The sequence below is a fragment of the Streptomyces poriticola genome (genome assembly GCF_036689765.1).
In the GTDB taxonomy this organism is placed as follows: domain Bacteria; phylum Actinomycetota; class Actinomycetes; order Streptomycetales; family Streptomycetaceae; genus Streptomyces; species Streptomyces poriticola.
This window is the reverse complement of record NZ_JBAGKH010000027.1, coordinates 36,810-53,463: the sequence shown is the minus strand read 5'-3', so window position 1 is coordinate 53,463 and position 16,654 is coordinate 36,810. Positions and strand designations below refer to the sequence as shown.

Here is a 16,654-nt window from a genome sequence, read left to right as displayed (position 1 = left end):
CGTGGCCGTCTTCGACGCGCGTGGCAAGCCGAACCGTGCGCTGCTCGTCGGGGTGTCCGAGTACGACCTCACCCGGCCCCCGCACGGAGTTCCCGGGGATCTCCCGGCGGTCAGGCACAATCTGAATCTGCTTCAGGAGGCACTGCGCCGCGGCCGGGTGTTCGATGAGCGGGAGATCACCGTGTCCCGGTCGCCGGACCAGGTCGCCTTCGGCCGGGAGCTGCGCACCGCCGCCGAGGAGGCACAGGGCGTCCTGCTGCTGTACTTCGCCGGGCACGGGGCGATTCCCAGCGCGGGCGACGAGCTGTTCCTGCAGCTGCGCAACGCCAGCGTGGTGGCGGGCGGGCATGCGGTCTTCCCCGGCGGCGAGCCGTTCACCACGGTGCTGACGGTGCTGGCCGCCAGCCGCGCCGAGCGCATCGTCGTCGTCCTCGACTGCTGCTTCGCGGGCAACGCGGCCTGGCTCTGGGAGCTGTTCCGCGACAAGCGGCATGTGCTGCTGCTGATGAGCGTCCAGGCCAACCACCGCATCGATGCCGGTGATGCGCACACACCGACGCCGTTCACCGCGGAACTGGGCCGGCTGCTGGAGGGGCGCGGCGACGGTGCGCCGCGGGTGACGTTCCGGGACCTCGCCGACGGGCTGCGGGAGCGGATGACCGCGGACGGGCTCCGGACCCTGCGCGACGCGCCGTGGGAGCCGCAGAGCCGCGCCGAGCCGGGGGAGGACGTGCTGCTCGCGGTGCGGGCCGGAGGGGCCGGAGGGGCCGGAGAGGGCGTCGGCGGGACGGGGGGTGCAGGCACGACCGGGGGTGGTGCGTCCGGTGGGCCCGATCCAGTCGGCGGGGGACGGCCCACGGTGCCGTCCCCGGCCGACTTCGTCGAACCGACGCTTCCGGGTGCAACGCCTTCGGGTCCGACATCCCCGGGTCTGACGCCTCCGGGGCCGACGCTTCCGGGTCCGACGCCCGCCGATCCGGACCCACCCCCGCGCCGCTCCCTCCGGGCCGCCGCGCTGCGCAGGTTTCTCGCGGCGCCTGCCGGGGCCTTGGCAGTCTGTTCTCGCCGCGCCCGCGCCGTGGTGGGCCCCCGGCGTCGGGCCGCCGGGCGCTCCGCCCGCCGCCCGCCGTCGCCGGCCGGCCTGCTGCTGATCGGCGCCGCCGTACTGATCGCCCTCGCCATCGGCGCGTACGGCGTCTTCATCGCCCTGGTCGACGGCGATTCCGCCTGCGCCCCGCCGCTGGAGCTGCGCGTGCTCACCGACCCCGATCTGGAGCCGACCGTGCGCGCCGCCGCCGACGCCTACCTCACCTCCGAGGAGAACACCCGCGACGACTGCCGCCGCAGCGGTGTCACCGTCTACAGCGCGGGCACCGCCGACGCGGTCACCGCCCTGCGCCGGCAGACCGGCGCCTGGCAGGAGCCGCCCGACGACGACACCAACCCGCAGCGCGACGTCGGCCCGCAGCCCGACGTCTGGATCCCGGGCTCCCGCGCCGACGTCGCCCGGGTAGCCGCCGGTCAGGACACCGATGCCGTCGCCGTGCTGGAACCCGCCGACGGGCCGCTGGCCTACTCGCCGGTGGTGCTCGCCGTACCGCAGAACCTGGCCGCCGAGGCCCTGGACGACCGGGTCGGCCCCTCCCTCGACCGGATGCTGGACACGTTGCGGGCCCGGCACGCGGACGCGGAAGTGCGGCGGCCGGACCCGGAGTTCACGGTCACCGGCCTGCTCGCCACGGTCGGGCTGTACGCGAGCGGAGCGGACGCCGAGGAGGCCGGCTCCGGCTCCGGCGCCGGGACCGTCGACCACGCCGGTGCCGAGCGCCGTCTCGACCAGAGCGGGCCGCCCTCCCCGACCGCAGCAGACCTGCTGTGCACGCTGCCCGACGACGACGCCGTCGACAACCGCACCGCCGCGCTGGTACCGGAGTTCCTGATGAAGAGCGGCGTCGGCTGCGACAGCGCCCGGCGTGCCCCGCGGCTCGCCCAGTACCCCGGCGACGTACCCGGCCTGGAACCCGTCTTCGTCCGGGTCCGCTGGGCGGGCGCCGACCGCGACGCCGCCGAACGGGACCGGGCCGCCGAGGACTTCCGTGAGTGGCTGGCCGGTGCGGGCGGCCGGGCGGCGTTCGCCCGGGACGGCTTCCGCGCGGCGACCGACAGCCGGGCCCTGCTGGACACCGAGAACGTCGCCGACGGGGTGCTGCAGGCTCCGTCGCCGCTCACCGAGCCGGCCGGACGGGATGCGATGGAGGCGGCGCTCACCGGCTACCGGGGCGCCCACGGGCCCGGCCGGGTGCTGTTCCTGCTGGACAGCTCCGGCTCGATGGGCGACCTGTGGGAGGGGCCGAGCGGTGGTCCCGGGCTGCTGAGACAGTCACTGGGCGGGCTGGGCGAGGAGGACGAGTACGGGGTGTGGTCGGTGTACGGCACGGGGGAGCGCACCCACGCCCCGCTGCTCGAATTCGGCCGGCACAGCCGGGCCGACGCCGAGCGGATCATCGCGGACCACGCCCGGGTCCGGGACGCGGAGGCCGATCCGCGGGACGCGCTGCTCGCCGCGCTCGACGACATGGAGGGGCGCGGCGCCGACGACACGCGCCCCGACCTGATCGTGTTCGTCACCGACGACGAGGATGCGGGACGGCTCGACGGCGCGGGCCTCGACACGGTGCTCGACCGGGCCCGCGCGGCCCGGGTGCCGGTGACGATGGTGTCGCTGACCGGCGGCGGCTGCGACGCGGGCCGCCCGGACGCCCGGATCTCGGCGGCGAGCGGGGGCCGCTGTCTGGACGCCGACGACGACCTCGGCGCCGCACTCCACGACGAGGTGGCCCGCACCGGAACGGGGGAGGACTGATGCCGGCGCCCGCACCGCACCACCGCCCGGACCCGAGGATCCACTCGACACCCCGCCACCGCCGGGTTCCGCGGCTGCTCCGGGGCCCGCGCCGCCTGCGCGGGCTGCGGCTGGGCCCGGTGTCCCGCCTGTGGCCGCCGGTGGGGCCGTGGACGGCACTGCGCCGGGGCGCGGTGCCACCGGCGGGCCGGCGGCGTCCGGGGCTTCTGCTGCTGGTCCTCGGGCTGGTGCTGAGCCTGTTGGTCGCCTGCACGGGCGGGCAGGCGGGCGGCGGACCGGCGGGCGGCGGGGAGGGGGCCGCCCCGGCCGGGACCGCCGGTGATGTCCCCGGGGACATCGTGGTCGCCAGCGGGCGGGACGTCACCGGCAAGAACGGCATCCGCCAGCGGCTCATCGACGCCTGGAACCGCGAGCAGGAGGGCACCGGCTACCGGGCCCGCCTGGTCGAACTCCCGGGCAGCGCCGACGAGCAGCGCAGCCAGCTGCTCGGCGCGCTGCAGTCCGGCAGCTCCGCCTACGACGTGGTCAACCTGGACGTGACCTGGGTGCCGGAGTTCGCCGCCGCCGGCCTGGTCCGGCCGCTGCCCCCGGAACTGGTCGAGGACGACGACGTCATCGACTCGGTGGCCAGCACGGCATGGTGGGAGGACGCGGTGTACGCGGTGCCGTTCAACAGCGACGTCGGCCTGCTCTACTACCGGCGCGACCACCTGCGTCAGGCCGGTGTGCAGCGCCCGGACCTGACGGCCGCCCTCGACTGGGGGCAGCTGCGCGACCTGATCAACACCGTCGACGACCACACCCCGGGACCCTCCGGCCGCGAGAGGGGCTGGACCACGCAGCTCGCTGCCTACGAGGGCCGCACGGTCAACGCAGTGGAGGCGTTCGCGTCGACCGCGGACGACTTCACGCTCACCGACGAGCGGGGCCGCTACGCCGCCGGCGTCGAGGAGCTGGCCCGGGGCATCGCCGAGCTGCGCCGCCGCACGGAGGTGTCGTACACCCTCGGCGACGCCGTCGGCTCCGACGAGGCGGCCTCCCTCGGGGACTTCGCCGACGGACGCACCACGTTCCTGCGGCACTGGCCGTACGTGTACCGCACGCTGTACCAGTCGTTCGGCGCCGGGCAGCTCGGTGTGACCGCGCTGCCCGGACGGGCGGTGCTCGGCGGCCAGAACCTGGCGGTCACCGCGGACTCCCGGCGGAGCGCGAAGGCGGTCGAACTGATCGGGTACCTCACCGGCCGGCAGAGCGAACGCTGTCTGCTGGACGCCGGCTTCGCGGCGACGCGCGCCTCGGCGTACACCGACGACGGTCTGACCTGCCCGGTGCCCGGGCCGTCGCCGCTGGCCGCGCCGACCGGTGAGCGCCCCGACCGCATGCCCCGGGACGCGGCGGGCCGCCCGGCGTACGCCCGCCCGGTCCTGCTGTCCGCCCTCAAGGAGGCGGTCCACCGGCCGCGCACCCCGCTGTACGGGGCGTTCACCCAGACGTTCACCACCGTGCTCGGCGCGCTCTTCGCGGACCAGCCGCCCGACGACGCGACACTGGCCCGGGACCTGGACGCGGCCCTGCGCAAGGCCCTGCCGGACTGACCCGGCCGTCAACCGCCGGCCCTCAGCCCCCGGCCCTCAGTCCAGGGTTCGGGCGCCTGCCGTCAACCGCGGCCGTCAGCGCGCCGCCGTCGGCCGTCAGCCGGAGCCGGCTCCGCTTCCGGAGCAGGGGCCGGAGCCGCGGGAGATACTGCCGCCGAGGTCACCGTCGGGCTCTGCGGGCCCGGCGGTGTGCTGGGCCGGTGGGGCCGGCGTAGCGCGGGCCGGGCCCGCGTTCGCGGCCAGCATCAGGGCGGCCACGGCGGCGACGGCGGCGGCGCACGCTCTGGCGTAGCGCTCCGCGGTGCGTGTCCGTTCCAGCACGGCGACCTCGCAACAGCGACAACAGCGATGTGTTAAGCACGTTTAATGCGCCGTTTAACCTAGGGGCGCGGCCAGCGAACGGCAAGAGCGGCAGGGGAGTCGACCGTGCGGGAACGTGACGATCCGGTGGCGATCGGACGCAGAGTGCAGCGGCTGCGGGTCGACCGCGGGCTGACCCAGCGGCAGCTCGCGGAGCCCGCCTACACCCCCGCCTATGTCTCCACCCTGGAGGCGGGCCGGGTGCGCCCGTCGGAGGAGGCGCTGCGGCACATCGCCGGGCGGCTCGGGGTGGCGTACGAGGAACTGCTCACCGGGCGCCCCGCCCGCCTCGCCACCGATCTGCGCCTCAGGCTCACCGAGGCGCGGCGCACCCTCGCTACCGGCGGCGCCGGGCAGGCCGCGGAGCAGTACGGCGCGCTGCTCGCCGAGGCCGAGACGCACGATCTCGCCGATCTGCGCGCCGAGGCGCTGCTCGGGCTCGGGGAGTGCGCGCTGGAGAGCGGCGAACTGGAGGAGGGGCGGCGGTACTTCGAGCGGTCGGAGGCCTGTCTCGCCCGGTCCGACGCCCCGCTGCCGGCCCGGGTCCCCGCCCTGCGCGGCCGGGCCGTCGCCCACTATCTCGCCGGTGAACTCCGGTACGCCGTCTACCTGCTGGAATCCACCCTCGACGAGCTGAACCGCGGGGGCCTGCACGACCCCGACGCGCTGCTGCTGCTGTACGCCAGCGCCATCGGCCCGTACATGGACATGGGCGCTCACGCCCGGGCCGCGCAGGCCGCCGAGCTCGCCCTCGCGCTGGCCCCCGGCGTCGCCGACCCGGCGCTGGTGGCCCGTATGCACCGCTCGGTCGCCCGCACCCTGCTCGCCGAGGGGCGGCTCACCGAGGCGGACGCCTCGCTGGCCAAGGCGGCCGAGCTCTACCGCTCGCTCCAGCTCCGTACCGAGCTGGCCAACTGCCACTGGATGCGCGGCTACGTCCATGCCCAGAACGGCGAGCTGGAGCGTGCCGAGGGCGAGCTGCGCGAGGCGCTCGCCATGCTGTCGGCCAGCCGTGCCGCCCTCTACCGCAGCCAGGCCGCCGTCGAACTCGCCGACGTCCTGCACCGGCGCGGCAGCTCGCGGGAGGCCGCCGCGCTGCTGCACGAGGTGCTGGACGACCTCTCCCCCGAGCGGGGCGCCGTGCACGCGGCCGCCGCGCACCGGCTGCTCGGCATCATCGCGGAGGACGCGCAGGACACCGACGCCGCCGAGGAGCACTACGTCCGTGCGCTGAGTCTGCTGGAACGGGCGGGCGCGGCCGGCGACCTCGCCGACCTGTGCCGGCTGCTGGGTGATCTGCTGCGCCGCACCGGCCGGGTGGAGGCGGCCATGGACGCCTACCGGACCGGCCTCGGCCACCGCACCGCCCCCGGCACCACCACCCTCGGCCCGGCCCCGGCCCAGCCGCCGCTGTAGCACGGCGCGCCTTCGTTTCGCGCGGACGGCGCGGGGTAGTCGGGGCCCGTCTCCGGACCGATATCCGGACCGATCTCCAGACCGACCTCCGGGCCGGCGACGTTGCAGACGCCTCGAGCGAAGGAGGCGATGGGCGTGCGGCCCAGCGACGGATGCCCCGGCGGGACCGGCGCACCGGGCGGCGACCGGGCGCCGCGGTCCGTCAGCGCCGCCGACGTGATCGCCGATGAAGTGCGGGGGGTCCGGCCCGCCGAGGTGCCCGGCCGGCTGTGCGGGACCGTGGTGCGGCTGCTACCCGTGACCGGCGCGAGCGTGTCGCTGCGCGGTGAGGGCCTGCCCGTGCGGCTGTGCGCCAGCGGGGAGCGGGCCGCGTGGCTGGCGGAGCTCCAGGCGACGCTGGGTGAGGGCCCCGGTGAGCAGGCCGGCGCGACCGGCGTCGCCGTCCTGGCCGGCGATCTGGCGGCCGGCGCCGACCGCTGGCCCGTCTTCGCCCAGGAGGCGACGGGCGTCGGGATCCGGGCGGTGTACGCGCTGCCGCTCGGCAACGCCACGGCGTGCTTCGGCACCCTCGACCTGTACCGCGAGACGCCGGGGGTGCTCACCGGCGCCGAGTTGAGCACCGCGCGGCTGGTCGCCGCGGTCGTCATGACGGCCCTGACCGCCCTGCCGCGCGAGGACGCGTACGGGGAGCAGGAGGAGCACGAGGATCTCGGGGATCTCGGGGATCTCGGGGAGTACGAGGCCGGAGTCCTCCAGCGCCGCCGGCCGTCCGGGCTCGGCAGTGCCTACGACACCACCCACCAGGCCGTAGGCATGCTCATGGCCCAGCTCGGCGTCGACGCGGACGAGGCCCTGGCCCGGCTGCGCGCCCGTGCCTTCGCCTGCGGACGCACGGCGTACGAGGTGGCGCGGGATGTGGTCACCCACCGGGAGCGGTTCGACCGGGATCGCTGAGTGGTCTGTTGTGGTGCTCGTGGGGTGTGGTCGGCTGGTTGGGGCGTCGTCGTGGCTGGTCGGGCAGTTCCCGCGTCCGTGCCGGCGCGCGGGGTGGCGGTCGGCCCTCACCCGGCGCCTGTCGTTCACACCTGCACCCTTCCCTGTCGGTGCACCTCGGCCAGGCGCCGGGCGCCGGTCTCCACCGATGTCCGGGCGGTCTCGTCGGAGATCTCGCCGAGGCCACCGTGGGTGAGGCTGATCGCGTCGTCGCCCACGCGTACGGCGGCGAGGACCACGGTGAGCACGGTGTCCTCCCGCCCGGTCGCCGGGGCGCTCAGCGTCACCCGCAGCCCCTGGCGGGCGTCTCCGGCCTCCGGCAGGGGCAGACCGGTGACCCGGACCTCCTGGGCGTCGCCGGCGGCGGTCCGCGCCGGGAAGCTCCCGCACCGCTCCGGCAGCTCGCGCAGCCAGGCCAGGGTGCGGTCCACGTCGGCCGCACGGTGGGCGGTGATCCGGTAGTGCAGCTGGCTGGCCTCGCCGGTGTCGTCCAGCCCCACCGCGGCGCGGGGCGCCCGGTCGTTGCCGAAGACGTCCTCGGTGTAGAGGACATCCAGCAGCCGACGGCAGTCGGGATCCTCGGCGACGGCCTTCAGCCGCCCGTCCCGCCAGGTCGCGGCGCCTCGGGTGGGCTCCCAGGGTGCCCCCAGGTCGGCCTCGGTGATCAGCGCGGACCGGGCCTGCGCGGCGGTCAGCGTGGCCGCCGCGCTGGGCGTCGGCAGGGCGGCCGGGGACTGCGAGGTCGGCGTCGCCGCGGGCCCGGTCGGCCCGGTCGTCCCCGGGAGGCCGGAGCAGGCGGTCAGCGCCGTGAGCAGACCGGCCGCGGCGAGCACGGAGACGGGGCGGGGACGGACGCCCGTGGAGCGGTTCATCAGGGGGTGCCTCCTGGAGGCGGCCGGGACACTCACGCCTCCACGCCACCACCGCTCCCGCCGCCCGACCAGCGAGGAAGTCCGTCCGGGTGAGCGGGTCGGCAGCGCCGCCCGGGCCGGGTGAATCCGCGTAGGGTCACCGGCAGCGGCCCTCAGCGGGCCCTGGAAGGAGGATCCGCACCGTGCCGACCGCCGCCCCGCCCACCCCGGTGATCATCGACTGCGACACCGGTATCGACGACGCCCTCGCCCTGCTGCTCGCGGTCCGCCACCCGGCGCTCGACCTGCGCGCGGTCACCTGTGTCGCCGGGAACACCGACGTGGACGGCGTCGTCCGCAACACCCTGACCGTGCTGGAGCAGGCCGGCGCCCCCGAAGTGCCGGTCGCCCGGGGTGCCGAGCGCCCGCTGATCGAGTCGGTGCGCACCGCCCGGCACGTGCACGGCCACGACGGCATGGGCGACCTGGGCCTGCCCGCCCCGGCCCGGCGGCCGGCCGATGTGGACGCGGTGACGCTGCTGCGCCGGGAGATTCTCGCCTCCCCGCGCCCGGTCACCCTGATCCCGACCGCACCGCTGACGAACATCGCCCTGCTGCTGCGGTCCCACCCGGACGTGGTGCGCAACATCGAGCGGATCGTCTTCATGGGCGGCGCGGTGGCCACCGGCAACGCCAACCCGGTCGCCGAGTTCAACGTCTGGCACGACCCGGAGGCCGCGGCGATCCTGCTCACCGCGGGGGTGCCGATCACGATGTACGGCCTGGACGTGTTCCAGCGGGTGATCGTCCCGGGACCGGACGTGCGCCGGCTGCGGGAGAGCGGCGAGCCGGGTACCCGCCTGGCCGGCGAGCTGCTCGCGCACCGCGGCCCGGCCACGGACGAGAGCGACCCGGGCGGCGGCCTCGGTGACGCGGGCGCGGTCTGCGCGGTCGCCGACCCCGGGGGCCTGACCACCCACCGGCTGCCGGTGGAGGTGTCGCTGGCGCCCGGACCGGCCCGCGGGCAGACGATCGTCGACCGCCGGGCCCGCCCCGGCGAGTCCGAGCTCCACGGGGGCACCCGGGAACAGGCCCTGGTGGACGTCGCCCTCGACGTCGACGTGACGCGCTACGTGAAGCTCTATCTGGCGGCAGTGGAACGCTGACGGCGGCCTGACGGCGGGAGTTCAGTACCGCACCGCCCGTGCGACCTCCGCGCGTACTTCGCCCGCCAGGTCGAGGTTGCTGCGGGCGGTGGCGCGGGCGGATTCGCCGGCGGCGACGTCGTCGACGGTCACGACGGCCGTGTCGAGCAGATTGCCGTCCTGGTCGGTGAAGTCGACCTGCACGGCGAAGGACCTGGCCGAGTCGCTGGTGTTGCGGGCGGTGACCTCGACGGTGGTGCGCCCGTCGCCGTCCCGTTCCGGGTCGCCGAGCGTGATGTCCTGCCGCACGTCGACACCCTCGGTGATCTCCTCCAGCCACCGGCTGGCCTCCGCCGTCGCCGAGGCCACCACGTCGGCGCCCTCGGACGCCAGCGATGCCGCGGCCGAGGCGGCCCGGCTGGCCGCGCTCTCGGCGGCCGAGGGCGGCGGCTCGCTCTCCTCGTCGTCGCCACAGCCGGCCACAGCGGTCGTCAGGACCAGGACGAGAACGGCACCTGCCGCCCGGCGCGCACGGTGAGCGGCCATGTCGCCTCCAAGGTTCGGGGCCGGGCCCGGGACGGGACCCGATCCCTCCAGTGAAGGCCGCGCAATGCCGCCGCGCACGCCCACGGCCCCCCGACGGGGGACCGCCCCGCCGGTCGGTGCCGCCGTACGATGCGGTCATGGCGGTGGCGACGGTGCGCGAGTGGCGCGAGGACGAGGGGCGGGGCGTGCTCGACCGCCCCGAGACACCCGGTGGGTGCTGGGCGCACTTCTCCCACGTCGAGACGGACGGCTTCCGCGCTCTCGTGCCCGGCCGGCAGGTCGACCTCGTATGGGAGGCCCCCGGCTTCCGGCAGGACGGCTTCGACTACCGGGCGGTGCGGATCACGCCGCGTTCCTGAGGGGCCACCGGGCGCTCCCCGGCGTCACACGTGGCCCGGGCCGCCGCCGCCGAAGGAGCCGCTGGAGCCTGGCAGCCAGCGTCGTCGGACCTGGTCCTTGCCCTTGCGGGTGGACGCGGGGTGCAGTTCGTACGGCATCAGCCGTGTGCGTCCGTCGGGCGCCAGGGGGACCTCGTCCGGCTCCCGCATCTCGCGTTCCTCGTGGACGGGGCCGGTGTCGGGGAGTTTCGGCTGTTCGTCGGCGTTCGGGCGGGGTGACTCCCGGTCCATGACCCGCATGCCGACACGTACGGCCCAGACCAGCGCGCCGGCGATCACCAGCCCGCCGAGAAAAGCCGCGGTCATGTTGAGCGTGTGCTGCGACACGGCCAGCACTTCATACGTTGCCGTACTCATGCTCCGAGTATCGCCCCGTCGTCACTGGAATGCGATAAGAAGTCAGAGTTTGTCCGATTGGTGGTCGGGTACGAGCCGCTCCCGCTGCCGCTCCCGCTACGGCGCGCGCAGTGCGTCGACCGCGATCCGGGCCGCCGTGCCGATGACCGCGTCGGCCGCCGGGAGCGTGGCAGCCGGGTTGGCGGTGCGGGTGAAGACCGCCACCGCGTAGCGCCCTCCGTCGGGGTACTCGACGACGCCGACCTCGTTGCGCAGGGTCGGCAGGCTGCCGGTCTTGCCGGCCACGTGGACGTCGTCGAAGGGGAAACCGGAGGCCAGCCGGTGCGGCCAGACCTGCAGGCCCAGGATGCGGCGCATCGCCGCCCCGTACGGCGCCGGGCAGGCCTCGTCCCGCCAGACGGCGGCGAGCAGCCGTGTCATGTCCCGCGGTGTGCTGCGGTTGGTACGGGCCGGGTCCAGCGCCCGCAGCCGGGCGATGACGTGCGGGTCGGTGAGGGCGGCGGCGCCCCGGGGGCCGGCGTCCTCCCGGATGGTCGCCAGCATCTCGCCGAAGCCGTGCACGGCGTGGGTGCGGGTCAGCCCCAGGCGGGCCGTGGTGCGGTTGACGGCGTCCCGCCCGACCCGGCGCAGCAGCAGGTCGCCGGCGGTGTTGTCGCTGACGGACATCATCAGGAACGCGGCGTCCCGCAGCGACAGCCGGACCGGGTCGAGCATGGCGGACAGGCCGGTCGGTCCCGGGGTGCGCCCGGCCGACGGCGGTACCTCCAGCTGCTCGGTCAGGTCCAGCAGCCCGGCCGCCGCCTGTGCGTGCAGCGTGACCAGTACACACAGCTTGTGGACGCTGGCCGTGCACACCGGCTGGTCGGCCCCGGCGTCGATCTGCGCGCCGGAGTCCAGGTCGCGCGCGTGCAGCCGGCCGGTGACCCCGGCCTCGGCGAAGGCGGCCCCGATCCGGCCGAGGGTGTCGGTCACAGCCAGAACTCCGATGCCGGGCGCAGGTGCAGCGGGCGCGCGGCCGGTTCCGCGGTCGCCTCGGCCGTGCCGCGCAGCGCGTGCGCGGCCGCGTCCGCGAAGGCGCCCACGGCGGCGTCCCCGCGCCCCTTCGGCCAGGCCACCGAGTGCCGCCAGGCCAGTGGGGCCCCGGCCAGCGGGCGCCACACCAGCGCGTCCTTTCCGCCGCCGGCCCCGTCGGTCGGGTCGTGCCGGCCGCCGCCCGGGGCGAGGCGGGTGTCCCGGGGAGCCGGCGCGACAGCCCCCGACGACAGCACCAGTCCGCGGACGAAGCTGGCGCCCTGCCCGTGCCGTACGGCGGGCGGGGTGTAGCCGTGCCGGGCGCAGGTGGTGAGGAGGTCGTCGTAGACGGCGGGGGCGTGGGCGCGCGGGAAGAGGATCAGATCATGGCCGGCCAGGGCGGCCAGCGGGACCTCCGGCAGGGCGGCGGGCGGAGCGGAGCGCGGCAGCAGCACGCCCAGTTCGCGCCTCAGGACCGGGCCCAGCTCCAGGCCGGTGACGTCGCAGGGGTGGTGGATCAGCCCGACGTCGAGGTCGTGCGCTGCGAACCCGGCGAGCTGCTCGGCGGTGGTCAGCTCGTGCAGCTCCAGCTCCAGACCGGCGTGGCGCTCCCGGAAGGCCGCGAGCAGCGCGGCGACGGTCTCGCCGGACAGGTCGGGGGAGAGCGCGGCGCGCAGCAGACCGGTCTCGCCGTCCCGGATGCGGCGCGCGGTGGCCAGGAACGACTCGGAGCGGGCGAGCAGGTCCCGCGCCTCGCCCAGCAGCAGCGTGCCCGCCTCGGTGATGGTCACCCGGCGGCTGGTGCGCTCGAAGAGGCGGACGCCCAGCTCCCGTTCGAGGCGCCGGATGCGCTGCGACAGCGGTGGCTGGGCGATGCCGAGACGGGCGGCGGCACGGCCGAAGTGTGACTCTTCTGCAACAGCCACAAAGCACTCCAGGTGCCGCACCAGGTCCACGAGCAGTCATCATATCGGGGATTTATCGATCCGAGATCGATAACAATCTTGGACATGGGGGCGGCGGCTTGCTCTGCTCGGCCCATGGCCCTCCCTCAGCGTTCCCGTACCGGCGGTGCATCCGCCTCCGGTGTGCTCGCCGCCGTCCTCGCCCTACTGCTCGTCGGCTGCGGCGGCTCCGCGGCCGACCGCGGCGCACCGCACGCCTCCGCATCGCAGACGGCCCTGCCGCACGCCTCCGCCCCGGAATCCTCCGGCGCCGCCACCGCCGCGCCGGACCGTCGCGAGCAGCTCCGCGTGGACGGGCGTACCCGGAACTATCTGCTGCACCGGCCCGCGGAGACCGCCGCCGGGCGCGGCAAGCCGCTGGTCATCGCCTTCCACGGACGCGGTTCCACCCCCGCCGAACTGCGTGAGCGGAGCCGGTTCGAGGCCGATGCGCGGGCGCGCGGCATGCTGATCGCCTATCCCGAGGGCCTCCGCAAGGGCTGGGGTGCCGGGACGCGGGCGACCGCGCAGCGGCCCGACCCGGATCTCGACGTGCGCTTCACCGAGGCGCTGGTGGCCCACCTGGTCCGCACCGAGGGTGCCGACCCCGAGCGGGTCTATGCCGTCGGCTTCTCCAACGGCGGCTCGATGGCGCTGCGGATGGCCGCCGAGCGTCCCGCGCTGCTGGCGGGCGCGGCCTCGGTCTCCGGCCAGCTGCCCTCGGGTGACGCCGCGGTCGAGCCCACCGGACCGGTCCCGGTCATGGTCGTCTACGGCGCCGACGACCCCGTACGCCCGCTCTCCGGATGGGCCTCCCCGCCGGCCCGTGCGGACGAGCCGATCACGCCGACCCGGTCGGCGCGGGCCACCGCCGAGGCGTTCGCGGCGGCGGGCGGCGCGGGCGAGCCGGTCACCGAGCGGGAGCGGGGCTACGACCGGACCGTGTGGCGCCCGACCGGACGGGGCGGCGCCGAGGTCGAGCTGCTCGTCGTGCACGACGCCGGCCACACCTGGCCGGGCTCGGACGTCACCCCGCCGGAGGGCTTCGGCCCCACCAGCCAGGACCTCGACGCGACCGCCGCGATCCTCGGCTTCCTCACGGGCGGCGACTGACCCCCGGACCCGCAGCCCCGCAGCCCCGAGACCCGCGGACTCGCAGGCCCGCGGACTCGCAGCCAGCGGTCCGCGTAGCCAGCAGACCCGCAGACCCGCAGGGCCAGCGGACCCGCGTAGCCCGCGGAGCCGCGCGGACTCGCAGACCCGCATCCCCGCAGGGCCCGCGTAGCCAGCAGCCCCGCGCAGACCCACAGACCCACGGACCCGCAGATCGGGAGATTTCCGCATGTCAGAGCACCAGTACATCCCGCACACCTCTCGCCGCCGCCCCCGCAGCGCCGTGCGCGCGCTCACCGCGGTGGGCGTCGTCCTCGCGGTCGCCGCGGGCGGCTCCTACGCCGCCGGGATCGGCCCGTTCGCACGCGGCGACGACGGCCCCGACCCGGCCGCCATGGAGCAGGCCAGGGGCTTTCTCGCCGACTGGGCGGCCGGGCGGCTGCCGAGTGCCGCCGGGCGGACCACCAGACCCGAACGGGCGGAGCAGGTGCTGCAGAGCTTCACCGCGGGACTCGACATCACCGGGCCGAAACTGACCGCGGGCCCGGACTCGGACACCGAGCGGACCGACGACGGCACGCTGACCGTGCCCTACACCGCCCGGATGCCGGTCGAGGGCCTCGGGACCTGGACGTACGAGGCCGAGCTGCCGCTGCGCGAGCAGGGTGACGGCTCCTGGAAGGTGGACTGGCGGTTGTCGCTGGTGCATCCGCGGCTGAGCGAGTCGGAGAAGTTCCGGCTGGAGCGGGAGGAGAGCGCGCCGCCGGAGGCCCTCGACCGCGAGGGCGACCGGCTGACCGGCGCGGAGTACCCGTCCCTGACCCCGGTGCTGGCCCGGCTCGGCGATGCGGCGGGCGGTGGCCCGCGCGGGGCGGTGGAGCTGGTGGACCGGGCCACCGGTGAGGTCGAGCGCACGGAGGCGACGTTCGGACCGCGGACGAAGGCGTCGGGGGACGGCGGGCCCGTCCGCACCACCCTGGACGCGACCTGGCAGGCCGCCGCGGAGCAGGCGCTCGCCGAGGCCGGCGGCAAGAACGCCGCGCTGGTCGCGCTCCGCGTCGACGACGGGGAGATCCTCGCGGTGGCGAACTCCCCGGCGTCCGGCTTCAACCGCGCCGTCTCCGGCACCTACGCGCCCGGCTCCACCTGGAAGATCGTCACCAGCAGCGCTCTGCTGCTCAAGGGTGCGGTGGCGCCCGGGGACGTCGTGGACTGCCCGAAGTACCTGACGGTCGGAAAGCGGTTCCAGAACGTGGAGCTGTCCGCGTTCCCGGGCGCGACCTTCGCCAAGGACTTCACCGAGTCCTGCAACACCGCCTTCATCAGTCTGCGCGGCAGGCTCGGCGAGGGGGAGCTGGGTGAGGTGGCCCGGACGTACTTCGGGGTCGGCCAGGAGTGGCACGTCGGGGTGCCGTCGTACGACGGTTCCGTGCCGGTGCCGAAGGACGAGACGGAGAAGGCGGCGTCCATGATCGGGCAGGGCCGGGTGCAGGCCAACCCGCTGATCATGGCGTCGGTGACGGCGACCGCGGTGTCAGGGCGGTTCCACCAGCCCTCGCTCACCGCCGCGAACGAGGACGGGACCCGCACCGAGCCGCTGCCGCGCGAGGTCGTCACGCAGCTGCGCACCCTGATGCGGGCCACCGTCACCGACGGCACCGCGCGCCTCCTCGCCGACCTGCCCGGGGAGGTCGGCGCGAAGACCGGAACCGCGGAGGTATCCGAGGACCGGGACAACAACGGCTGGATGGTCGCCCACCGGGGCGACGTCGCGGTGGCCGTCGTCGTCGAGGAGGGGGTCACCGGCGGCGGCTCGGCCGGGCCGGTCGTCCACAGCCTGCTGTCCGCCGTGCCGGAGGGGACCTCATGAGGTCATGGAGTCACGAGACTCCGAGGTCATGAGATCCCGTGGTCATGAGGTCACGAGTCCCCTGGTCATGAGGCCACGAGATCCGGTCATGAGCGGTCGTCCCTGCGGATCGCCTCCCCTTCGATCACCCGGGGAGGCTGCTGCTCGTCGCCCCGGCCTTCCTCGGCCCCGCCGGTCTGCTCCGGCTGCCCGGTCTGCCCGGTCTGCCCGCGCTGTTCGGGCTCGGGCTCCTGCATGGCGCGGCGTTCGGCCTTGAGGATGCGGGCCGACTTGCCGGCCGAGCGGGTCAGCTCCGGGAGTTTCTTCATGGCCAGCACGGCGATGACGACGATGAGGATGATGGCGAGTTCGCTCAGTCCGAACATGGCGCCCCTGTCGGTCGGGTCGGTCAGCGACCGCACCAGTGTCGGTCAGGTGCCCGGCCACTGTCGGTCAGAGATCTCCACCAGTGTCGGTCAGAGGTCGAATTCGTGGGGCGGCAGGTCCAGGGCGTAGCACGCCTCGCGGACCACGGCCCGCTCGTCCTGGTCGAAGTCGCCGTCGGCGCCGCCGATGACGATGCCGATCTGGATGACGGCGCGGGCCTCGGCCGGCTTCTTCTTCGCCTTGGCGATCTCCTGGAGCACTCCGACCTTCCCGAAGGCGAAGTCGGCGGTCAGCTTGTCGAGGTTGGCCTCGAAGCGGTGGCGCAGATCGTCCGCGGGGAAGTTCTGCAGCACGTCGTTGCCCGCGATCAGCTGGGCCACCCGCTGCCGCTCGGCCGGATCGACGGTGCCGTCGGCCGCGGCGACCAGCGCGCACATCGCCATGCTCGCGTCGCGGAAGGCGCCGCTCTTGAGGTCGTTCTTCTTCGCGTTGAGCTGGGTCTGCATCTGCGATGCGGACTCCTTGATGCGGTCCCAGAGGGCCATGGATCGGTCTCCGTACGTCCGTCGACGGTCATGGTTTCTACAGCGGTGTAGAAGTCTACAGACGTGTAGAGGAATAAGCTGGTGCCGGTCGATGTCTTGACCGAAACGCTTTGCTTGCCCTTTACCATGGGTGCTGACCCTTTTCTCGACTCGTCAAGGAGCCCCGTTCCGTAATGGAGCCTCCCAGTACCAGCCGTGCCATATCCCGCGGTGGGCACACCGCGGACGCCGCGGACGCCGCGGACGCCGCTGACACCGCGGACCTCGTGGGGGCGGGGGTG

16 protein-coding genes are annotated in these 16,654 nt (G+C 75.1%); 8 read left to right on the top strand and 8 right to left on the bottom strand.

The window, feature by feature from the left end; genetic code table 11:
- Window position 1: 1 nt before the first annotated feature.
- Together V5O46_RS25575 and V5O46_RS25570 are read left to right on the top strand one after the other, a co-directional pair.
- Window positions 2-2,863: a vWA domain-containing protein gene (locus tag V5O46_RS25575; protein ID WP_332887053.1), complete on the top strand. Its 2,862-nt coding sequence runs from the start codon at window positions 2-4 to the stop codon at window positions 2,861-2,863.
- Entirely contained in the window at window positions 2,863-4,458 is a 1,596-nt protein-coding gene (locus tag V5O46_RS25570; RefSeq protein WP_332887052.1) for an extracellular solute-binding protein, read from the top strand. Before V5O46_RS25575 ends, V5O46_RS25570 begins: the two co-directional genes overlap by 1 nt.
- Before the next feature lie 96 nt (window positions 4,459-4,554).
- Here the strand turns inward: V5O46_RS25570 and V5O46_RS25565 are convergent, their stop codons facing one another.
- Window positions 4,555-4,779 carry a hypothetical protein gene (locus V5O46_RS25565; protein WP_332887051.1) on the bottom strand — a complete coding sequence of 75 codons (225 nt, stop codon included), beginning with the start codon at window positions 4,777-4,779 and terminating at the stop codon, window positions 4,555-4,557.
- Between the two features lie 105 nt (window positions 4,780-4,884).
- Between V5O46_RS25565 and V5O46_RS25560 the strand changes: the two genes are divergently transcribed.
- Window positions 4,885-6,234 (top strand): helix-turn-helix transcriptional regulator, encoded by a 1,350-nt coding sequence (locus V5O46_RS25560; protein ID WP_332887050.1) that lies wholly within the window; start codon window positions 4,885-4,887, stop codon window positions 6,232-6,234.
- 129 nt (window positions 6,235-6,363) lie between these two features.
- Window positions 6,364-7,188, top strand: coding sequence for a GAF and ANTAR domain-containing protein (locus tag V5O46_RS25555; RefSeq protein ID WP_332887049.1), 825 nt, complete (start codon window positions 6,364-6,366; stop codon window positions 7,186-7,188).
- A 125-nt stretch (window positions 7,189-7,313) separates the two neighbouring features.
- Here V5O46_RS25555 and V5O46_RS25550 read toward each other — a convergent pair whose 3' ends face one another.
- Window positions 7,314-8,099, bottom strand: a complete 786-nt coding sequence (locus tag V5O46_RS25550) for a hypothetical protein (RefSeq protein WP_332887048.1) — start codon at window positions 8,097-8,099, stop codon at window positions 7,314-7,316.
- Between the two features lie 182 nt (window positions 8,100-8,281).
- Here V5O46_RS25550 and V5O46_RS25545 point away from each other — a divergent pair, with 182 nt between their 5' ends.
- Complete coding sequence (locus V5O46_RS25545) at window positions 8,282-9,244, top strand: nucleoside hydrolase (RefSeq protein WP_332887047.1); 963 nt, start codon at window positions 8,282-8,284, stop codon at window positions 9,242-9,244.
- A 21-nt stretch (window positions 9,245-9,265) separates the two neighbouring features.
- Here V5O46_RS25545 and V5O46_RS25540 read toward each other — a convergent pair whose 3' ends face one another.
- Window positions 9,266-9,769, bottom strand: a complete 504-nt coding sequence (locus V5O46_RS25540; RefSeq protein ID WP_332887046.1) for an FxLYD domain-containing protein — start codon at window positions 9,767-9,769, stop codon at window positions 9,266-9,268.
- Window positions 9,770-9,906: 137 nt separating this feature from the next.
- Between V5O46_RS25540 and V5O46_RS25535 the strand changes: the two genes are divergently transcribed.
- The gene (locus tag V5O46_RS25535) at window positions 9,907-10,128 is read left to right on the top strand and encodes a cold shock domain-containing protein (protein ID WP_332887045.1); all 222 of its coding nucleotides are present in this window, start codon (window positions 9,907-9,909) and stop codon (window positions 10,126-10,128) included.
- Window positions 10,129-10,152: 24 nt separating this feature from the next.
- On the opposite strand, the gene V5O46_RS25530 is transcribed toward V5O46_RS25535, so the two are convergent.
- The 3 genes from V5O46_RS25530 to V5O46_RS25520 all read right to left on the bottom strand — a co-directional run bounded on the left by V5O46_RS25530 (window position 10,153) and on the right by V5O46_RS25520 (window position 12,461).
- Window positions 10,153-10,524, bottom strand: coding sequence for a DUF6479 family protein (locus V5O46_RS25530; protein WP_332887044.1), 372 nt, complete (start codon window positions 10,522-10,524; stop codon window positions 10,153-10,155).
- Window positions 10,525-10,620: 96 nt separating this feature from the next.
- Entirely contained in the window at window positions 10,621-11,496 is an 876-nt protein-coding gene (locus tag V5O46_RS25525; RefSeq protein ID WP_408649054.1) for a serine hydrolase, read from the bottom strand.
- Entirely contained in the window at window positions 11,493-12,461 is a 969-nt protein-coding gene (locus V5O46_RS25520; RefSeq protein ID WP_332887043.1) for a LysR family transcriptional regulator, read from the bottom strand. The genes V5O46_RS25525 and V5O46_RS25520 overlap by 4 nt, the downstream gene beginning before the upstream one ends.
- Before the next feature lie 114 nt (window positions 12,462-12,575).
- On the opposite strand from V5O46_RS25520, the gene V5O46_RS25515 reads away from it, so the two are divergent.
- Entirely contained in the window at window positions 12,576-13,592 is a 1,017-nt protein-coding gene (locus tag V5O46_RS25515; protein WP_332887042.1) for an alpha/beta hydrolase family esterase, read from the top strand.
- A 229-nt stretch (window positions 13,593-13,821) separates the two neighbouring features.
- Window positions 13,822-15,462, top strand: coding sequence for a penicillin-binding transpeptidase domain-containing protein (locus V5O46_RS25510; protein ID WP_332887041.1), 1,641 nt, complete (start codon window positions 13,822-13,824; stop codon window positions 15,460-15,462).
- Between the two features lie 86 nt (window positions 15,463-15,548).
- Here the strand turns inward: V5O46_RS25510 and V5O46_RS25505 are convergent, their stop codons facing one another.
- Both V5O46_RS25505 and V5O46_RS25500 read right to left on the bottom strand, forming a co-directional pair.
- Window positions 15,549-15,827, bottom strand: coding sequence for a twin-arginine translocase TatA/TatE family subunit (locus V5O46_RS25505; RefSeq protein WP_332887040.1), 279 nt, complete (start codon window positions 15,825-15,827; stop codon window positions 15,549-15,551).
- A 90-nt stretch (window positions 15,828-15,917) separates the two neighbouring features.
- Window positions 15,918-16,373: a tellurite resistance TerB family protein gene (locus V5O46_RS25500; protein ID WP_332887039.1), complete on the bottom strand. Its 456-nt coding sequence runs from the start codon at window positions 16,371-16,373 to the stop codon at window positions 15,918-15,920.
- Window positions 16,374-16,654: the final 281 nt, after the last annotated feature.

What these genes read in the sequence shown, in the direction of transcription:
- V5O46_RS25500 (WP_332887039.1), bottom strand. Translation starts at nt 16,373, where the DNA reads ATGGCCCTCTGGGACCGCATCAAGGAGTCCGCATCGCAGATGCAGACC.
- V5O46_RS25510 (WP_332887041.1), top strand. Translation starts at nt 13,822, where the DNA reads ATGTCAGAGCACCAGTACATCCCGCACACCTCTCGCCGCCGCCCCCGC.
- V5O46_RS25535 (WP_332887045.1), top strand. Translation starts at nt 9,907, where the DNA reads ATGGCGGTGGCGACGGTGCGCGAGTGGCGCGAGGACGAGGGGCGGGGC.
- V5O46_RS25570 (WP_332887052.1), top strand. Translation starts at nt 2,863, where the DNA reads ATGCCGGCGCCCGCACCGCACCACCGCCCGGACCCGAGGATCCACTCG.
- V5O46_RS25530 (WP_332887044.1), bottom strand. Translation starts at nt 10,524, where the DNA reads ATGAGTACGGCAACGTATGAAGTGCTGGCCGTGTCGCAGCACACGCTC.
- V5O46_RS25550 (WP_332887048.1), bottom strand. Translation starts at nt 8,099, where the DNA reads ATGAACCGCTCCACGGGCGTCCGTCCCCGCCCCGTCTCCGTGCTCGCC.
- V5O46_RS25555 (WP_332887049.1), top strand. Translation starts at nt 6,364, where the DNA reads ATGGGCGTGCGGCCCAGCGACGGATGCCCCGGCGGGACCGGCGCACCG.
- V5O46_RS25505 (WP_332887040.1), bottom strand. Translation starts at nt 15,827, where the DNA reads ATGTTCGGACTGAGCGAACTCGCCATCATCCTCATCGTCGTCATCGCC.
- V5O46_RS25540 (WP_332887046.1), bottom strand. Translation starts at nt 9,769, where the DNA reads ATGGCCGCTCACCGTGCGCGCCGGGCGGCAGGTGCCGTTCTCGTCCTG.
- V5O46_RS25515 (WP_332887042.1), top strand. Translation starts at nt 12,576, where the DNA reads ATGGCCCTCCCTCAGCGTTCCCGTACCGGCGGTGCATCCGCCTCCGGT.